Annotated in this window: 15 protein-coding genes; 10 read left to right on the forward strand and 5 right to left on the reverse strand. The window is 66.9% G+C overall.

The features are described 5' to 3' along the window. Positions 1 to 82: 82 nt before the first annotated feature. A complete protein-coding gene (locus tag FIV34_RS20040) occupies positions 83 to 979 on the reverse strand; it encodes an SDR family oxidoreductase (protein ID WP_139985243.1) in 897 nt (298 codons plus the stop codon). A gap of 99 nt (positions 980 to 1078) precedes the next feature. Between FIV34_RS20040 and FIV34_RS20045 the strand changes: the two genes are divergently transcribed. Continuing rightward, a complete protein-coding gene (locus FIV34_RS20045) occupies positions 1079 to 1909 on the forward strand; it encodes a helix-turn-helix transcriptional regulator (protein ID WP_139985244.1) in 831 nt (276 codons plus the stop codon). Between the two features lies 1 nt (position 1910). On the opposite strand, the gene FIV34_RS20050 is transcribed toward FIV34_RS20045, so the two are convergent. Continuing rightward, positions 1911 to 2120 (reverse strand): dodecin, encoded by a 210-nt coding sequence (locus tag FIV34_RS20050; protein WP_139985245.1) that lies wholly within the window; start codon positions 2118 to 2120, stop codon positions 1911 to 1913. Positions 2121 to 2304: 184 nt separating this feature from the next. Between FIV34_RS20050 and FIV34_RS20055 the strand changes: the two genes are divergently transcribed. Both FIV34_RS20055 and FIV34_RS20060 read left to right on the forward strand, forming a co-directional pair. Beyond that, positions 2305 to 3855 (forward strand): PAS domain-containing sensor histidine kinase, encoded by a 1551-nt coding sequence (locus FIV34_RS20055; protein ID WP_139985246.1) that lies wholly within the window; start codon positions 2305 to 2307, stop codon positions 3853 to 3855. A gap of 80 nt (positions 3856 to 3935) precedes the next feature. Next, positions 3936 to 5309, forward strand: a complete 1374-nt coding sequence (locus tag FIV34_RS20060) for an aminotransferase-like domain-containing protein (protein ID WP_211352667.1) — start codon at positions 3936 to 3938, stop codon at positions 5307 to 5309. A gap of 3 nt (positions 5310 to 5312) precedes the next feature. Here FIV34_RS20060 and FIV34_RS20065 read toward each other — a convergent pair whose 3' ends face one another. Continuing rightward, on the reverse strand, positions 5313 to 6293 hold the full coding sequence (locus FIV34_RS20065) for an NAD(P)H-quinone oxidoreductase (RefSeq protein WP_139985248.1): 981 nt from the start codon (positions 6291 to 6293) through the stop codon (positions 5313 to 5315). Between the two features lie 160 nt (positions 6294 to 6453). Between FIV34_RS20065 and FIV34_RS20070 the strand changes: the two genes are divergently transcribed. The 5 genes from FIV34_RS20070 to FIV34_RS20090 all read left to right on the forward strand — a co-directional run bounded on the left by FIV34_RS20070 (position 6454) and on the right by FIV34_RS20090 (position 11908). Further along, positions 6454 to 7218, forward strand: coding sequence for an SDR family oxidoreductase (locus FIV34_RS20070; RefSeq protein WP_139985249.1), 765 nt, complete (start codon positions 6454 to 6456; stop codon positions 7216 to 7218). Positions 7219 to 7371: 153 nt separating this feature from the next. Next, positions 7372 to 8979 carry an ABC-F family ATP-binding cassette domain-containing protein gene (locus tag FIV34_RS20075; protein WP_139985250.1) on the forward strand — a complete coding sequence of 536 codons (1608 nt, stop codon included), beginning with the start codon at positions 7372 to 7374 and terminating at the stop codon, positions 8977 to 8979. Between the two features lie 359 nt (positions 8980 to 9338). Further along, the gene (locus FIV34_RS20080; protein WP_139985251.1) at positions 9339 to 10013 is read left to right on the forward strand and encodes an NYN domain-containing protein; all 675 of its coding nucleotides are present in this window, start codon (positions 9339 to 9341) and stop codon (positions 10011 to 10013) included. 78 nt (positions 10014 to 10091) lie between these two features. Next, positions 10092 to 10994, forward strand: a complete 903-nt coding sequence (locus tag FIV34_RS20085) for a LysR substrate-binding domain-containing protein (protein ID WP_139985252.1) — start codon at positions 10092 to 10094, stop codon at positions 10992 to 10994. Positions 10995 to 11137: 143 nt separating this feature from the next. After that, positions 11138 to 11908, forward strand: coding sequence for a DNA/RNA non-specific endonuclease (locus FIV34_RS20090; RefSeq protein WP_139985253.1), 771 nt, complete (start codon positions 11138 to 11140; stop codon positions 11906 to 11908). Positions 11909 to 11938: 30 nt separating this feature from the next. Here FIV34_RS20090 and FIV34_RS20095 read toward each other — a convergent pair whose 3' ends face one another. Together FIV34_RS20095 and FIV34_RS20100 are read right to left on the reverse strand one after the other, a co-directional pair. Next, on the reverse strand, positions 11939 to 12973 hold the full coding sequence (locus tag FIV34_RS20095; protein ID WP_139985254.1) for a L,D-transpeptidase: 1035 nt from the start codon (positions 12971 to 12973) through the stop codon (positions 11939 to 11941). After that, positions 12970 to 14217: an FAD-dependent oxidoreductase gene (locus FIV34_RS20100; RefSeq protein ID WP_139985255.1), complete on the reverse strand. Its 1248-nt coding sequence runs from the start codon at positions 14215 to 14217 to the stop codon at positions 12970 to 12972. Before FIV34_RS20100 ends, FIV34_RS20095 begins: the two co-directional genes overlap by 4 nt. Positions 14218 to 14318: 101 nt before the next feature. Here FIV34_RS20100 and FIV34_RS20105 point away from each other — a divergent pair, with 101 nt between their 5' ends. Both FIV34_RS20105 and FIV34_RS20110 read left to right on the forward strand, forming a co-directional pair. Continuing rightward, complete coding sequence (locus FIV34_RS20105; protein WP_139985256.1) at positions 14319 to 14978, forward strand: glutathione S-transferase family protein; 660 nt, start codon at positions 14319 to 14321, stop codon at positions 14976 to 14978. Positions 14979 to 14994: 16 nt separating this feature from the next. Continuing rightward, a complete protein-coding gene (locus tag FIV34_RS20110) occupies positions 14995 to 15693 on the forward strand; it encodes a DUF899 family protein (protein ID WP_139985257.1) in 699 nt (232 codons plus the stop codon).

Below are 15693 nucleotides of genomic sequence, written 5' to 3' on the forward strand. Positions count from 1 at the left end.
CATCCAGGCCCCTCCCGACGTGGTCGCAACAACCTACGCCTCGGGGCCGGCTACCGCCATTCACCAGAAGTGACATGCCTGCTTACGCGGTGACGGCGAAATCCATGTGGCGCAGGTCGTCCAGCAACGACGGGCCGGTGGGCGTCCAGCCGAGGCGCGCACGGGTGACCTTGCTCGATGCCACGAGGTCGAGCCCCGCGAACATGCCCAGCCAGCCGAAATGCGCCGGTGCTTCCTCGGCCGACAGCGACTTCAACGGCAGGTTGAGGCCTTCCGCGACGACGGCTGCGATATCGCGTACCGCCACGCCTTCCTCGTCCACCGCGTGATAGCGCGCACCCGGCTCGGCCTGCGCGATGGCCAGGCGATACAGGCGCGCCACGTCGTCCACGTGCGCCGCCGGCCAACGGTTGCCGCCATCACCGACATAGCCGACCACGCCCTTCTCGCGGGAGATGTCGATGAACGGGCTGATCAGGCCCTGCCGCTTCGTGTCGTGCACCTGCGGCAGGCGCACGACGGCGACGTTCACGCCTGCATCGAGCAGCGCATTGCCCTGCTTCTCCGAGGCGATGCGCGGGTTCGGGTGGGCGAAGTTGGTGACGTCCTCGGTGGCCGGCAGGTGCGGGCCGGCCTGGCCGATGCCCGTGCCCGAGGTGATCAGCAGCGGCCGCGACGAACCCTTCAGCACGGCACCCAGCGCAGCGATGACACGCGCGTCTTTCTCGCAGTTGGCGACGAAGTTGGCGAAATCGTGGTCGAAGGCGGTGTGGATCACGGCATCCACGTTGGCGGCGCCGGCGCGGATACTGTCGAGGTCTTCCAGCGTCGCGCGATGGACCTCGGCGCCCTGGCGGGTGAGCCACGCGGCACCCGCATCGGAACGGGTCATCCCGAGCACCTGGTGGCCGGCGGCAAGCAGCTCGGGGACGATGCGCGAACCGATGAAGCCGGTGGCGCCAGTAAGGAAGATACGCATGGGAACTCACCTGTGGGAGGAGTGAGGCCCAGTCTGCGCAGGCACGTCAGCATGGTAAAGTAGTGACATTATCCTGTTATAAGCATCACCCGCCTCCCCATGCCTACCGATACCGGCAATCCCCTCGGAAGCTTCCTGCGCGACCGTCGTGCGCGCCTCGACCCGGCGACGTTTGGCTTCGCGGCCGGCCGCCGACGAACGCCGGGCCTGCGTCGTGAGGAAGTGGCGCAACGCGCCCACATCAGCCCGACCTGGTACACGTGGCTGGAACAGGGCCGCGGCGGCGCGCCCTCGGCGGAGGTACTCAACCGGCTCGCGTCCGGGTTGATGCTCACCGAGCCCGAGCGCGAACACATGTTCATCCTGGCGCTGGGCCACCCGCCGGAGCTGCGCTACCGCGAGCCGGAAAGCATCAGCCCGCGCCTGCAGCGCGTGCTCGACGCGATGCCCACCAGCCCGGCGATCCTGCGCACGGCGACGTGGGACGTGGTGGCATGGAACCGCCCGGCCGCGGCGTTGCTCACCGACTACTCGAAGCTGCCGCGCGAGAAGCGGAACATCCTGCGCATGATGTTTTCCGACCAGCGCGTGCGCGCGGCGCAAGACGACTGGCTGCGCGTGGCGCAGTTCGTCGTCGCGTCGTTCCGTGCGGATGCCGCGCGTGCGGGCGCCACGGCCGAGATCACCCAGCTGGTGGACGAACTCTCTCTGAGCAGCCCGGAATTCGCGGCACTGTGGCGCAACAACGACATCGCCAGCCACGGCGATGGCCTGAAGAAACTGCATCACCCCGTGCTCGGCCCGATCGAGCTGGAGTTCTCGACCTTCGCGGTGGAAGGCCGCCCGGACCTCACCCTGATGGTCTACAACCCGAGCACGCCGGAAACGACGGAAGCCGTGCGCGTCCTGGTCGCCAGCCGCGAGGGCTAGCTCAGTCCTCGAGCGTGAAGCCGACCGACAGCGTCACCTGCCAGTGCGCCACCTTGCCGTCTTCCACGTACCCACGCGTTTCCAGCACCTTGAACCAGCGGATGTCGCGGATGGTTTTCGAGGCGCGGCTGATGGCGCAGCGAATCGCCGCGTCGATGCCGTCGGGGGAGGTACCGGTGAGTTCCACGGACTTGTACACATGGTCGGTCATGGCAGTGTCCTCAGCAGGGAGTACCCACGATGGGCCACGCCACGTTGTGAGGATGTGAGGCACCGCCTTGCACGCGCCCGTAACCCGCCCAGCACTAACTTTGGGGAATGCCCGCCACCGGGGGCTGGCGGAAGGACGGCCACGAGTCCATGCTGCACGACGTTTTACGGGGTGGGGGATCGAGATGGGTGAGGGAACTATCGAAGCGGGTTCGAGCGATACCCAGTTTCGCCTTCTCGTCGACGGCGTGGCCGACTACGCCATTTACATGATCAGCCCCGAGGGCGTCGTCTCCAGCTGGAATTCCGGTGCCCAGCGCATCAAGGGCTACACGCCCGCCGAAATCATCGGCCAGCACTACCGCGCCTTCTACACCGAGGAAGACCGCGCCGCCCACGAGCCGGAGCGCAACCTGCGCCTGGCCGCGACGGAAGGCCGGGTCGAGGCCGAGGGCTGGCGCCTGCGCAAGGACGGCACCCGCTTCTGGGCGCACGTGATCATCGACCGCATCCTGGGCGACGACGGCCAGATCATCGGTTTTGCCAAGGTCACGCGGGATGTCACCGAGCAGCGCCTCGCCGCCGCCCAGCTGGAAGAAGCCCGCGAGGCCCTGTTCCAGTCGCAGAAGATGGAAGCCATCGGCCAGCTCACCGGCGGCATGGCCCACGACTTCAACAACCTCCTCATGGCCATCCAGAGTTCGCTGGATCTGCTGGGCCGCTACCTGCCCACCGACGAGCGCGTGCAGAACCTGATGGGTGCGGCACTGGCTGGCGTGGCCCGCGGCAAGAACCTCTCGCAGCGCATGCTGGCCTTCGCCCGCAAACAGGAGCTCAAGCCGCAGGCCGTGGATTTGGTGGACCTCGTCTACGGCATGTCCGAACTGATCGACGGGACGCTGGGGGCGCGCTTCCAGCTGGCCACGCGTTTCGCCTTCCGGCTGGACCGCGTGCTGGTGGATCCGCACCAGCTCGAACTGGCCCTGCTCAACCTCGTGGTCAACGCGCGTGACGCCTACGGCGACGAAGGCGGCCGCATCGCCATCGAGGCGGATGTGATGGAAGCCCCGCACGCCGACGTGCCGGGCCTGCCGGAGGGCCGCTACGTCCGCCTCGCGGTGATCGACCAGGGCCCGGGCATGGATGAGCGCACGCTGGCCCGCGCGACGGACCCGTTCTTCACCACCAAGGGCGTGGGCAAGGGCACCGGCCTGGGCCTCTCCATGGTGCACGGCCTGGCCGCGCAGTCGCGTGGCCGTCTGGTGTTGCGCAGCCAGCCGGCAGTCGGCACGCGTGCGGACATCTGGCTGCCCATCGTGGGCCCGGTCCTTGCCGATGCGCCGCAACCGCTGATCGCCGTGTCGCCGATGACCGCACCCGTCGAAGCGCTGCACGTGCTCGCCGTCGACGACGACGTGCTGGTGCTGTCGACCCTGAAAGCTCTGCTTGAAGACATGGGCCACGTAGTGACGGCCGCCTCCTCCGGCGACCGCGCCATCGACCTGCTACGCGGCACGGACCGCTACGACGTGCTGCTCACCGACTACGCCATGCCGAAGATCACCGGCGCCGACGTGGCCCTGGTCGCCCGCGGGGCACGTCCCGGCCTGCCGATCGTGCTGGCCACGGGCTACGCGGACCTGGCCATGGACGCGTTCCCCGGCATGCTGCGGCTGGACAAGCCGTTCGACCGGGCCAAGCTCGCGCACGCCATCGACCTCGCGATCGCCGGTTGACCATGTAGGGATATTCCCGAAGCCCAGGCGCATACTAGGCCTCAGGGAAATCCATACATCGACGACAAGGTGGCATGGCCATGTCCATACAAGACGCCGAGTGGCGGGAGGCCCTGGACGAAGCGGGCCCGCGCTACCTGAAGATCGTCCGCTTCATGGAGAAGGCCATCGCCGAGGGCCGGCTGCGCTCGGGCGATCGCCTGCCACCGCAGCGCGAACTGGCCCGCACCCTGGGCGTCGACCTCACGACCATTACCCGTGCCTACGCGGAAGCCCGGGAGCGCAACCTCCTGCACGCCCGTGGCGCCATGGGCTCGTTTGTCTCGGCCCCGCGCTTCGAGACGTCGGAGATGCTCGACCTGGGCATGAACCTGCCGCCGCCACCCCTGGGCGTGGACCTGCGCGAACTGCTCCAGCATGGCTTCGAGCAGGTGCTTACCCATACCGATACCCACGCGCTGATGAGCTACCACCCCGGCGGCGGTACCCAGGCGGATCGCAAGGCCGGCGCCGCGTGGCTCGCCACGCCACTGGGCAAGGTGGACCCGGAGCGCATCGTCATCTCACCCGGCGCGCAGGTGGCCTTGTCCGCGTTGCTGCTCACGCTGACGGAACCGGGCGACGCCATCGCCTGCGAGCCGCTCGTTTACCCCGGCGTGCTGGCGGCGACGCAACAGCTGGGCCGTCGCGTATGGCCCATCGCCGCCGATGCGAAGGGCATGCTGCCCGAAGCGCTCGAAGAGGCCGCGGCCCTCGGCGTGCGCGTGGTGTATCTCAATCCGACGCTGCGCAATCCCACGGCAACCACGATGGGCGAGGTGCGTCGCGACGCGCTCGTCACCGTGATGCGCCGGCTGGGCCTGACGCTGATCGAGGACGACCCGTACTGGTTGCTTGCCGCACGCGCGCCTGCCCCGCTCGCTGCGCGCCTGCCCGAGCGCGCGTACTACGTCTCCACGCTGTCGAAGGCCCTGACACCCGGATTGCGCACGGCGTACGTCGTGGCCCCCGACCGCGAGACGCGCGCGCGTTTCCTTGCCTGCCTGCGCTCGCTGGCGCTGATGTCCACGCCGGTGATGACCTCGCTGGCCACGCAATGGATCCACGACGGCACGGCCGCGCGCATCGTCGAGGGCGTGCGCGGCGAAGCGGCGGAGCGGCGGCGCATCGCGGTGAACACGTTGCCGCTCGACCCGACGCAGCCGGGCGAGGGCATCCACGTGTGGCTGCCGCTGCCCGCGCGCTGGACAGCGCAGGCGCTGGCCACGTCGGCACGCATGGAAGGCCTGGCGGTGACGCCCTCGACGGCCTTTGCCGCGAATACGCCGGCGGTGGAGGCGATCCGCATTTCACTGGGTGGCGTGCGTGATCGCGCGCGACTGAAGGCGAGCCTGGTGCGCCTGGCCGCGCTGCTTGACGATGACGCGCCGCGTGACGACGGGCCGCTCGTGTAGGAACTAGGGGCGCAGGACGATCTTCCCGACGCTCTCGTTGCTCTCCATCCGCCGGTGCGCGTCGGCGGCCTGCGCCAGCGGAAACACGCTATCCACCACCGGCAGCAGCAGGCCACTGCTGAAGTGATCCAGCCAGGTGTCGCGGAAGCGCTTGGTCATGGCCTGCTTCTCCGCCTGCGGACGCGACTTCATCACCGTGCCGAAGATATGCAGGTGGCGATACAACAGCCGCTGCAGGTCGATCACGGGCATGTCGCCGCCGCCCAGCATCCCGACCTGGACGAGCCGCCCGCCGAAATCCAGTGAGGCCAGGTTGCGCTCGAAATACGTGCCGCCGACGAAGTCCACGATCAGGTCCACGCCGTGGCCGTCGGTGGCTTCCTGGATCGCCTGGGCGAAATCCGTGGAGGTGTAATCGATGCCGACATCCGCACCGAGTTCGCGCACGCGATCCAGCTTGCTGCCGCGTGCCGTGGCGAACACGCGCGCACCACAGGCCTTGGCCAGCTGCACGGCCGCCGAGCCCACCCCGCTCGCGGCTGCGTGGATCAGCACCGTCTCGCCCGCGCCCAGCCGGCCCAGGTGCACCAGCGCCTCGTGCGCGGTAACAAACACCTCGGGGATCGCGGCGGCCTCCACGTACTCCACGCCGGAGGGGATCGGCAGCGCCATGCGGTAATCGATGCGTGCCAGCTCGGCATAACCGCCACCACCGACAATGCCCATCACGCGGTCACCGAGGTTCCAGGTGCGGACGTCGCTGCCCATCGCCACCACCACGCCGGCGATCTCCAGGCCCATCAGGGTGGAATCGCCGAAGTCCGAGCGGCCGTAGTGGCCCACGCGGTGCAGCACATCGGCACGGTTCACGCCGGCGGCATGCACGCGCACCAGCAGGTCGTGGGGCCGGACCACGGGGTCGGGCAGTTCCGCCAGCTGCAGCACCGAAGGCTCGCCGAAGTCACTGAAGTCGATGGCGCGCATGGGAGTCGTCCGTGGGGAGGAAGTCCCAAGGATGCGCCTTTTGCTGCATGCCCGTCGTCATGTTCGACGCCATCGAACATTCCCGGCGCGTGGCGTGGAACGTCATCCGCCCCCGCCCGGCGCAACCTGTGCGCATCCCAAAACCACCCGGAGTGCCACCATGTCCCGTCTTGCCCACAAGGTCGCCATCGTCACCGGTGCCAGCTCAGGTATCGGCCGCGCCACCGCGAAGCTCTTTGCCGCCGAAGGTGCGCAGGTGGTCGTCGGCGCTCGCCGCGACGCCGAACTGCAGTCGCTGGTTGCCGAAATTGAAGCCGCGGGCGGTCACGCCGTCGCCCTTGCCGGTGATGTCCGCGACGAGGCGTATGCGAAAGCGCTGGTCGACCTCGCCGTCGCCCGTTACGGCCGCCTCGATATCGCCTTCAACAACGCCGGTACCCTCGGCCAGACCGGCCCGAGCACGGAGGTCAGCGAAGAAGGCTGGGCCCAGGCGATCGATATCAACCTGACCGGCTCGTTCCTCGGCGCCAAGCACCAGGTGGCGCAGATGCTGAAGAACGGCGGCGGCTCGGTGATTTTCACCTCCACCTTCGTCGGCTATTCGTTTGCCTTCCCGGGCACGGCGGCCTACGCCGCGAGCAAGGCCGGCGTGGTCGGCCTCACCCAGGCACTCGCTGCTGAATACGGCCCGGACAACATCCGCGTGAACGCGGTGCTCCCGGGCGCAGTGGAGACCGACATGTACCTGGAGATGAACAGCACGCCCGAGTCGCAGGAATATATGTACAAGCTGCATGCCCTGCGTCGCGTGGCCTCGCCCGATGAACTGGCCCGCGCCGTGCTGTTCCTGGCCTCGGACGATGCGTCGTTCGTCACCGGCACCGCCTCGCTCGTGGACGGTGGCGCCTCGATCAGCCGCGCCTGATCGCCCGGTTCAGGTGGGCGCGCTAGAATGCGCCCACCTGCCCTCCTGCAAAGGTATGCGTCCGATGCGCCAGTAATGCCACCGTCCTTTTGACGGTCCGCCCTCCTCCCGCCCCGTTTTCGCGGGGAGTGCCCGGCATGCCAGGTGACATCCATGACTGCATCTTTACTGACGCTGGAAAGCGTCTCGTTCGTCCTGCCCGATGGCAGGGTTCTCTTCCGCGATCTTTTTGAAACCCTCGACGACAGACCCACCGGGCTTGCCGGCGGTAACGGCGTGGGCAAGTCCGTGCTTGGCCAGTTGCTTGCCGGTGCGTTGCTTCCGTCGTCCGGGCGCTGCCAGCGCAGCGTGAACGTGCACTACCTTGCGCAGCAGGTGGGTGCCGGCGACGGTACGGTCGCTTCGCTGGCGGGCGTGGATCATGTACTGGCGGCGCTGTCCCGGATTGAACAGGGTAGCGTCGATGCGGCTGATTTCGATGCCGTCGGCACACGCTGGGACATGCGCGCCCGGCTTACCGATGCGCTTACCGATGCCGGCCTGGCCCATCTCACGGCGGATATACCAGCGACACGCCTCAGCGGCGGTGAAGCCATGCGCGTGGCCCTCCTTGGCGCACGCCTGGCAGATGCGGGCTACCTGATCCTCGACGAGCCCACCAACCATCTCGATGCCGACAACCGCGCGGCACTGATGGCGTGGCTGGCCACATGGCGCGGCGGCCTGCTGGTCATCAGCCACGATCGCGCCTTGCTCGATACGATGACGCGGACGCTGGAACTGAGTGAGCGTGGCCTGCGTTCGTACGGTGGCGGATACGCTTTTTACGCCGAACAGAAGGCGCATGAGCGCGAGGCCACGCAACGCGAACTCGACAGCGCGCGGGCCGAGCGCCGACGTGGGGAACAGGCGCTACGCGAGCAGAACGAAAACCACGCACGACGCAGTGCCCGCGGTGATCGTGCAGGAAAAACAGCGAACTTGCCGCCCATTCTTCTCGGCCGACGCAAGGAACGCAGTGAAGTCACCAGCGGCAAGCTTCGCGAGCAGCAGGCGAGTACGCGGGCGCAGCTCAACGAACGGGTGGGTGAAGCGGCGTCGGCCGTCATGCGGGATACCACGGTCGTCCTGCGCGCGCCCGACGGCCCGGCATCACAAGGCCGCGTCGCACGGCTGGGCCAGGTCACCCTTCCGTGGGGGCCGGAAGCACTTCGCGCGGTCGACCTTACGGTTTACGGCGCCCAGCGCATCGGCATCACCGGCCCGAACGGAAGCGGCAAGTCGACCCTGCTTAAAGTCCTCGCCGGCGAAATAGCACCGGCAGCAGGCAACGTCGAGGTGTTCGTCCCGTTCGCCCGCCTCGACCAGCGCCTCGACCAGCTCAACCCGACGCAAACCGTACTCGAACAACTCGCCAACGCCGCACCCGGCCTGCGCGAAGGCGAACTGCGCACCCGACTCGCCCTGCTCGGCCTGGATACCGCGACGGTCACCACCCCATCCGCCCACCTCAGTGGCGGCGAACGCCTCAAAGCCGCCCTCGCCCTGGCCATCCTCGCCACGCCACCTGCCCGACTACTCTTGCTCGACGAGCCCACCAATCACCTGGACCTGCCGTCTGTGCAAGCTGTGGAAGCGATGCTTCGGGAATACACCGGTGCGTTGATCGTCGTGTCGCACGACGTCGCATTTCTCGATGCGCTGGGGCTCACGCACCGCTACTGGGCCAGTGCCGAGGGCTGGCGTACTGAACCGTGGTGACGGATGAGGTCAGATTTCGCCTACGCATCCAGTCGAAGTCCGCTGATTGTCGAAGCTCGCAAGCCAGGCCAAAATACCCCCACTACGATCCCCTTGTGCGCGCAGCATTGCGACCGGGCTTGGGGCGAAAACACCGGCTTCGGCCGGTGTTTTCATTTGTGCGGAGCCTACGGACGAGCCGGCGCCGACGGAGGTCAGATATAGCCTACGTAGCGCGTCGACATTGACCGATTGCTGCGCCACTGCCGAGACGGCAGAATCGCCTTACGACGATCCCCTTGTGCGCGCAGCATTGCGATCAAGCTTGGGGCGGAAACACCGGCTCAGGCCGGTGTTTTCTTTTTCATGGACGAGAAATCATGCGCACGATTGCCTACGTGGATGGACACAACCTCTATTTCAACTGCCTGAAGAAGACGCAGTACAAGTGGCTCGACCTTGAGGCCTTGCTCACCACAATGATCGCGGGCGCCGCGCCGGGGAGCGAACTGCTCCGAGTCAAGTACTTCACGTCACCTATCAAAGGATCATTGTCCCGGCGAGGCCAGGCATCCACTAATGCACAGGCCGAGTACATCCGGGCTTTGCGGGAAAATCCCCGCATCGCAATCACGGAAGGCCGATTTTCAGTTGAGTCCGCTCAGGCACTACGCCACGTGACCCCGCCAAACATCGGTGACCGGGTGAAGATCTGGCGCATCGAGGAGAAGGAGACTGACGTCTCGTTGGCCGTCACGATGTACAGGGACGCGAGGGCGGCCTTGGTGGATCAAGTCGTCCTCGTCTCTAACGATAGCGACATGGTCCCGGCGTTACGGACCATAAGGGACGACACCGACGTACGGGTCGGGGTGATCCTACCCCTTGGCGGTCCGCTAGGCGGAACAAAGAGCGGTCGCCGCCCGAGTGCGACCTTGGCCGCGCATGCCGACTGGGTGCGCGAATCCATTTCCCAAGAGGAACTCGCAGCAGCGCAATTGCCGTCCCGCGTTCAGACGGCGCGACGGCCAGCGTGCCGCCCATCTCACTGGTGAGGATGTCGGCTCATTGTAAAGCTTACCTTTGATCGTAAAGCCGCGTATAAGCAGGTAATACTTACCGCGAACGCAACGATGAATATCACCCTCGACGAAATCCAGAACTTCATCGCCGTGGTCGATGCGGGCTCGATCACCAGTGCGGCGCAGCAACTGGACCAGACGGTGTCGGCGGCGAGCCGGACGCTGGGGCGGCTGGAGCAGAAGCTGCAGACGACGTTGATCCGGCGGACGACGCGGCGGATTGAGCTGACCGACGAGGGTGAGGCGTTCCTTGAACGGGCGCGGGACATCATCGCTGCCGTGGAAGGGGCCGAGGAAGCGATGGCGACGCGGCGATCGCGGCCGGCGGGCCGGCTGCGGGTGGATGCGGCGACGCCGTTCATGCTGCACGTCGTGGCACCGCTGGTGGCGGGCTATCGCGAGCGCTTTCCGGATGTGGAACTCGAATTGCATACCAGCGAGGGCTATATCGACCTGCTGGAACGGCGCACTGATGTCGCATTGCGCATCGGTCGGTTGAAGGATTCGACGCTGCATGCCAAGGCCATCGGTAGTAGCCGCATCCGGCTGCTTGCCAGCCCGGCGTATCTGGAAAAGCACGGTACGCCGCGCAAGGTCGCGGACCTCGACGCCCATGCGTTGCTCGGTTTCACTGAACCCGATGCACTGAACGAGTGGCCGCTGCTCGATGCGAAGCGCCAGCCGGTGCATATCAAGCCCACGATATCCACGTCGAGCGGCGAGACGTTGCGCCATCTGGCACTCGGTGGCAACGGTATCGTTTGCCTGTCGGATTTCATGACCTGGGAAGATCGACGCGCAGGTACATTGGTCGAAGTATTGCCCAAGCAGAACGTCGAACATCGTCAGCCGATCAACGCAGTGTATTACCGCAACACGGCGATCTCCGCGCGCATCGCGTCATTCGTGAATTACCTGGCCGAAGCGATAGGCGAAAACGGCTTCAATCGCTGAACGAACGATTGATAAGCGCAAAAGCGTGAACGTGGTCGCATTTACCGGCGACATCGTGCACCGCAGGTGTCACGCAACATGGCAAGAATGACCGGGCTCGCGAACAGGGGACTTCCGTGTCATTTCTTTGGGGAACACCAACCATGTTCAAACGCCATGCGCGCGCCTTCTGCGCCGTTGCTGTCTTTGTGCTTGCCGGTGCGGCACACGCCTCGGAATCGTCCTGCCCGCAGCTGTTCCAGGGGTCCGAGGCACCGGACCTGGTCGACAGCTCGCTCGCTGAGCGCACCACGACCCTCTGCTTCAACGCGTATTCGCTGATCGCATCGGGCGTGACCAAGGGCCCGTTGTGGTCCGCGGAACACCTGACGGCCCAGCAGATCGAAGATGCGCAGGACACGCCGCGCAAGGACGCCTTCCACGCGGAAACCGGCATTCCCGCCGAAGATCGTTCCGCCCTCGCCGATTACAAAGGCAGCGGCTACGACCGTGGCCACATGACGCCGAGCGGCGACGAGCCCAATGCCACGGCGCAGCGCGACAGTTTCTCGCTCGCGAACATGGTCCCGCAGAACCACACCCTGAATACGGGCAAGTGGGAGCGCATCGAAACCAGCCTGCGCACCATGGTGCTGGACGATGGCGAGATCTTCGTCGTCACCAGCCCGGGGTTTGACGGGCCGACGCCGGACACCATCGGCGCGAATGCGGTGATCGTGCCGAACTACACCTGGAAGGCGATTTACGATCCGGCCGAGGGTGGCGCGGCGGCGTGGCGTTGCACGAACGTGGATGCGCCGGTGTGCACGGTGGTGTCGATTGATGCGATTACGGATGAGACGGGGGTGGATCCGTTTCCTGGGTTGAGTGCGAGCATCAAGGCCAATCCGATGTCGTTGCCTTTGCCGAATTGAGGCGAAAGATGTCGCTCACAGGGTGAGCTCCTACGGGGCATGCTCTGGCGGGTTGGAGTCGATGACCTGGAGCTTCGGGCCGGTGGTTGACGGGAGGATGCGTTCGTCGGTGGCGAGGAGGACATCGCCGGGCTTCAGCTCGGGGAGGATCTTCTCCATGAACTCGCGCGGTACCGCCACGCGATCGACGAGCGCTTCGTCGACGACCTTCCCGGCTTCGTCGCCGTGGCCGGGGATGCCGATGGTGATCCAGTTCGGCATGCGCAGGCCTTCGCGTGTCGCCGAGGCCATGTAGCCGGCGGAGACGATGTAGGCGTGGGTGCCGACGAGGGGATTGGTGACTTCGACCTTCGCGCGGCCGATCTCGATGCCGTTGCGGAGCACGATGACGCGCTGGTCGGGCACGCTCAGCACCATGGAGATGGGGCCGGTGGGCGAGGCGTCCGGGTTCCAGCTGTACATCGAGCCGTTCATCAGTGGCGCCACCGTCAGGTCGCGACCGTTGCGCGGATCAATCGGGATCACCGCGCTGGGATGCACGACGGTCACCGGCGCAGTGCCTTCCTCGGCCACGACCACGGTCATGCCCATGTTGGTGGCGGCGAACAGCAGTTTCGCGAACTCCGTGGGCATGTGCACGCAGCCGTGGGATTCCGGGTATCCCGGCAGGCCGCCCGCGTGCAGTGCCACGCCGTCCCAGGTCAGCCGCTGCTGATAGGGCATGGGCGCTGCGTTGTAGACGTTTGACTTGTGGTCCTTGTCCTTCTGCAGGATCGTGAACACGCCGGTCGGCGTCTCGTGGCCCTTCTTACCGGTGCTCACCGTGGTCACGCCAACGAGGATCCCGTTGCGGTACGCGTAGGCCTTCTGCTCGGTGAGGCTGACGATCACCGCCATCGGGCCCGGCGCCATCGGCGCACCACCCCAGATCCATTCGCCCGGCTTCAGCGCGGAGGGCGGTGTATCCGCCGGGCTGGATTGCTTCGCGCCCCAGGAGGGGACGGCGGCGCCGGCTGTCGTGACCAGCGCGAGGAACAGGGCCAGGCCGGCGAGGAGACGGGTCATACGGAAATTCCCTGGGTGCGTTTGGCGTCGAGGGTAATGCCATCGGCCGGTGCCTCGCCCTCAACCAAAGGTATGGTCGGCCGGTGCCCCGCTTCCCCGGTGAGGATGCTGAGCATCGCGCCGCGCGCACCGGGGGCGCGGCCGAGCGGACCAAACACGGCATCGCGGCACCAGCCCAGCGCCGTGTAGTCCGACTGGAACAGCGGCGTCAGCCAGCGACTCATGCGCTGGTAGATGCGCACGTGCGCGTGGCGTTGCCGACGGTAGGCCTCCAGCGCGGTGTCGAGCGTGGCGTGGGCGGCCAGTGTGTCGGCCAGTGCCGCGGCGTCGAGCAGGGCCATGTTCACGCCCTGCCCCAGCTGCGGGCTCATGGCGTGCGCGGCGTCGCCGATCACCACCAGGCGGCCGCGGTGCGGGGCTTTCAGGACCACGTCTCGGTAGCGCGCGCGGTTGAGCTGGCCGGCCTGCTGGAGGTGGGCGAGATGCGGCGAGATCTCTGGCCAGATGCCATGCACCGTCGCCTTCATGGCCGCGACGCCGGCGTCGTCGAAGGCGTCGACCTGGTGGCCGGGCAGGCTCCAGTAGAAGGTGACCCAGCGTCCGTCGTGGCCGGGGCGCGTGCCTACGGGCAGCATGCCGATCATGGCCCGGGTGCCGGCGTAGCGCTGGCGAAGCACGTTGGGCGTGGCCCAGTCGTCGATCCGAAGCAGGCACCACACCGCGCCCCACCGATACAGCGACGCGCGACGGACATTGCCCGTGCAATGCGGACGAAGCGCGGAATGCGCACCGTCGGCGGCGACCACGAGGTCGAAGGGGCCATGGCTGCCGCCCGCGTCGTCGTGCAGCACGTGGGTCTCCGCATCGTACGAGACGATGTGCACGCCGGTGCGCACCTGGTCCGCGCCGGCGTGTGCGCCTCGCAGCAGTTCAAACAGGGCGCCACGGGTCATGCCCAGGCCAAAGCAGCCTTCGCGGCGGTCGCCGTAGCGCATGGCCATGACGGCGCGGCCGCGCGGCGTATGCCCGAGCAGCTCGTCGATCCGCTGGCCGGTGGCGAGGGCCTGTTCGCCCAGTCCCAGCCGGTCCAGCACCGCCAGCCCCGTGGGCTGGAGCAGGAAACCCGCACCCACCGGACCCAGCGACGGGCTCTTCTCGAACACGGTAACCTCGTGCCCCTGGGCACCGAGCAGGATGGCGCTGGCCTGCCCCGCCGTTCCATAGCCCACGATCGCTATTTTCATGGCCTCTCCTTGTCGTGCCGAGCATACCAAGGCGGTTAGTCGAAAACGCCCGGCCCCGTTCGACGAGGAGTAGAAGCCGCCGTTGAAGCGAGGAACCGCCCGTGACGCTGAAGCTCTACGCCCACCCGTTCTCGTCGTACTGCCAGAAGGCGCTGATCGCCCTGTACGAAAACGGCATCGCGTTCGACTGGCAGATGCTCTCGCCGGACCATCCGGAGATTTACGCGGAGTTCGCCGATCTTTGGCCGCTAAAGCGGTTCCCGGTGCTGGTCGACGGCGAGCGGGTGGTCACCGAGGCCAGCATCATCATCGAGTACCTGCATCTGTACCACCCCGGGCCGGTGCGCATGCTGCCGGACGCGCCAAAGGCGGCCCTGGAGGTGCGCCACCTCGACCGCTTCTTCGACAACTACATCTCCGCACCCCTGCAGGCCATCGTCGGCAACGCCCTGCGCCCGGCCCACCAGCACGACCCCTACGGCGTGGCACAGGCCCGTTGCCTGCTCGAGAACGCCTACGCCTGGCTGGACCGCTACATGGACGGCCGCACCTGGGCGGTGGACGACACCTTCAGCCTGGCTGACTGTGGTGCGGCGCCCTCCCTGTTCTATGCGGACTGGACCCACCCCATCGATCCCGCCCTCACCCGTGTCCACGCGTACCGGCGGCGTTTGCTCGAGCGCCCGTCATTTGCGCGCGCCGTCGATGAAGCCCGCACCTATCGCGCCCTCTTCCCCCTCGGCGCACCCGACCGCGACTAATCCGGAGACCCTGACCATGAGTGCACAACCGCTTGTTTCCGCCGCCGAACTCGCCGCGCGCAGCCCCATGCGCATGCCCAACGAAAGCGCCGAATACCGCACCGCACGCACCGCCCTGCTCGCCGAGGAAATCGAACTGCGCCGGCAGATCGAACGCGTAGCCGAACAGCGCCGCGCCCTGCCACCCGGTGGCCTCGTCACAGGCGATTACCGCTTCATCGGCGCCGACGGCCCGCTCGACTTCAACGGCCTGTTCGGCGACAAGCAGACGCTGGTGACCTACAGCTGGATGTTTGGCCCGCAACGCGAACGGCCCTGCCCCATGTGCACGTCGCTGCTGGCGTCGTGGGATGGCGAAGCGCGGGATATCGAACAGAACGTGGCGCTCGCCGTCATCTCGCGATCGCCCGTGGAGCGCATGCAGGCCTTCGCGCGCGAACGCGGATGGCAGCACCTGCGCTTCTTCACCGACACCAACGGCAACTTCAGCCGTGACTACTACGCGCTGGACCAGGACAACGATATCCCGGCGTTCAATGTGTTCACGCGCCGCGACGGCAGCACGCGGCACTTCTGGGCGGGCGAGATGAACTTCGATACCTCCGACCCCGGCCAGGACCCGCGCGGCGCACCCGACCTGATGCCCTTGTGGACGGTGCTCGATTCCACGCCGGAAGGCCGCCGGCCGGACTGGTATCCCAAGCTGGACTACTGA

The sequence above is a fragment of the Luteibacter pinisoli genome, from assembly GCF_006385595.1.
GTDB lineage: Bacteria > Pseudomonadota > Gammaproteobacteria > Xanthomonadales > Rhodanobacteraceae > Luteibacter > Luteibacter pinisoli.

Bases quoted from the DNA above. Each gene is read 5' to 3' on its own strand.
- FIV34_RS20055 (WP_139985246.1), top strand. From the start codon at position 2,305: ATGGGTGAGGGAACTATCGAAGCGGGTTCGAGCGATACCCAGTTTCGC.
- FIV34_RS20045 (WP_139985244.1), top strand. From the start codon at position 1,079: ATGCCTACCGATACCGGCAATCCCCTCGGAAGCTTCCTGCGCGACCGT.
- FIV34_RS20090 (WP_139985253.1), top strand. From the start codon at position 11,138: ATGTTCAAACGCCATGCGCGCGCCTTCTGCGCCGTTGCTGTCTTTGTG.
- FIV34_RS20075 (WP_139985250.1), top strand. From the start codon at position 7,372: ATGACTGCATCTTTACTGACGCTGGAAAGCGTCTCGTTCGTCCTGCCC.
- FIV34_RS20080 (WP_139985251.1), top strand. From the start codon at position 9,339: ATGCGCACGATTGCCTACGTGGATGGACACAACCTCTATTTCAACTGC.
- FIV34_RS20085 (WP_139985252.1), top strand. From the start codon at position 10,092: ATGAATATCACCCTCGACGAAATCCAGAACTTCATCGCCGTGGTCGAT.
- FIV34_RS20060 (WP_211352667.1), top strand. From the start codon at position 3,936: ATGTCCATACAAGACGCCGAGTGGCGGGAGGCCCTGGACGAAGCGGGC.
- FIV34_RS20050 (WP_139985245.1), bottom strand. From the start codon at position 2,120: ATGACCGACCATGTGTACAAGTCCGTGGAACTCACCGGTACCTCCCCC.
- FIV34_RS20065 (WP_139985248.1), bottom strand. From the start codon at position 6,293: ATGCGCGCCATCGACTTCAGTGACTTCGGCGAGCCTTCGGTGCTGCAG.
- FIV34_RS20110 (WP_139985257.1), top strand. From the start codon at position 14,995: ATGAGTGCACAACCGCTTGTTTCCGCCGCCGAACTCGCCGCGCGCAGC.
- FIV34_RS20040 (WP_139985243.1), bottom strand. From the start codon at position 979: ATGCGTATCTTCCTTACTGGCGCCACCGGCTTCATCGGTTCGCGCATC.
- FIV34_RS20100 (WP_139985255.1), bottom strand. From the start codon at position 14,217: ATGAAAATAGCGATCGTGGGCTATGGAACGGCGGGGCAGGCCAGCGCC.
- FIV34_RS20095 (WP_139985254.1), bottom strand. From the start codon at position 12,973: ATGACCCGTCTCCTCGCCGGCCTGGCCCTGTTCCTCGCGCTGGTCACG.
- FIV34_RS20070 (WP_139985249.1), top strand. From the start codon at position 6,454: ATGTCCCGTCTTGCCCACAAGGTCGCCATCGTCACCGGTGCCAGCTCA.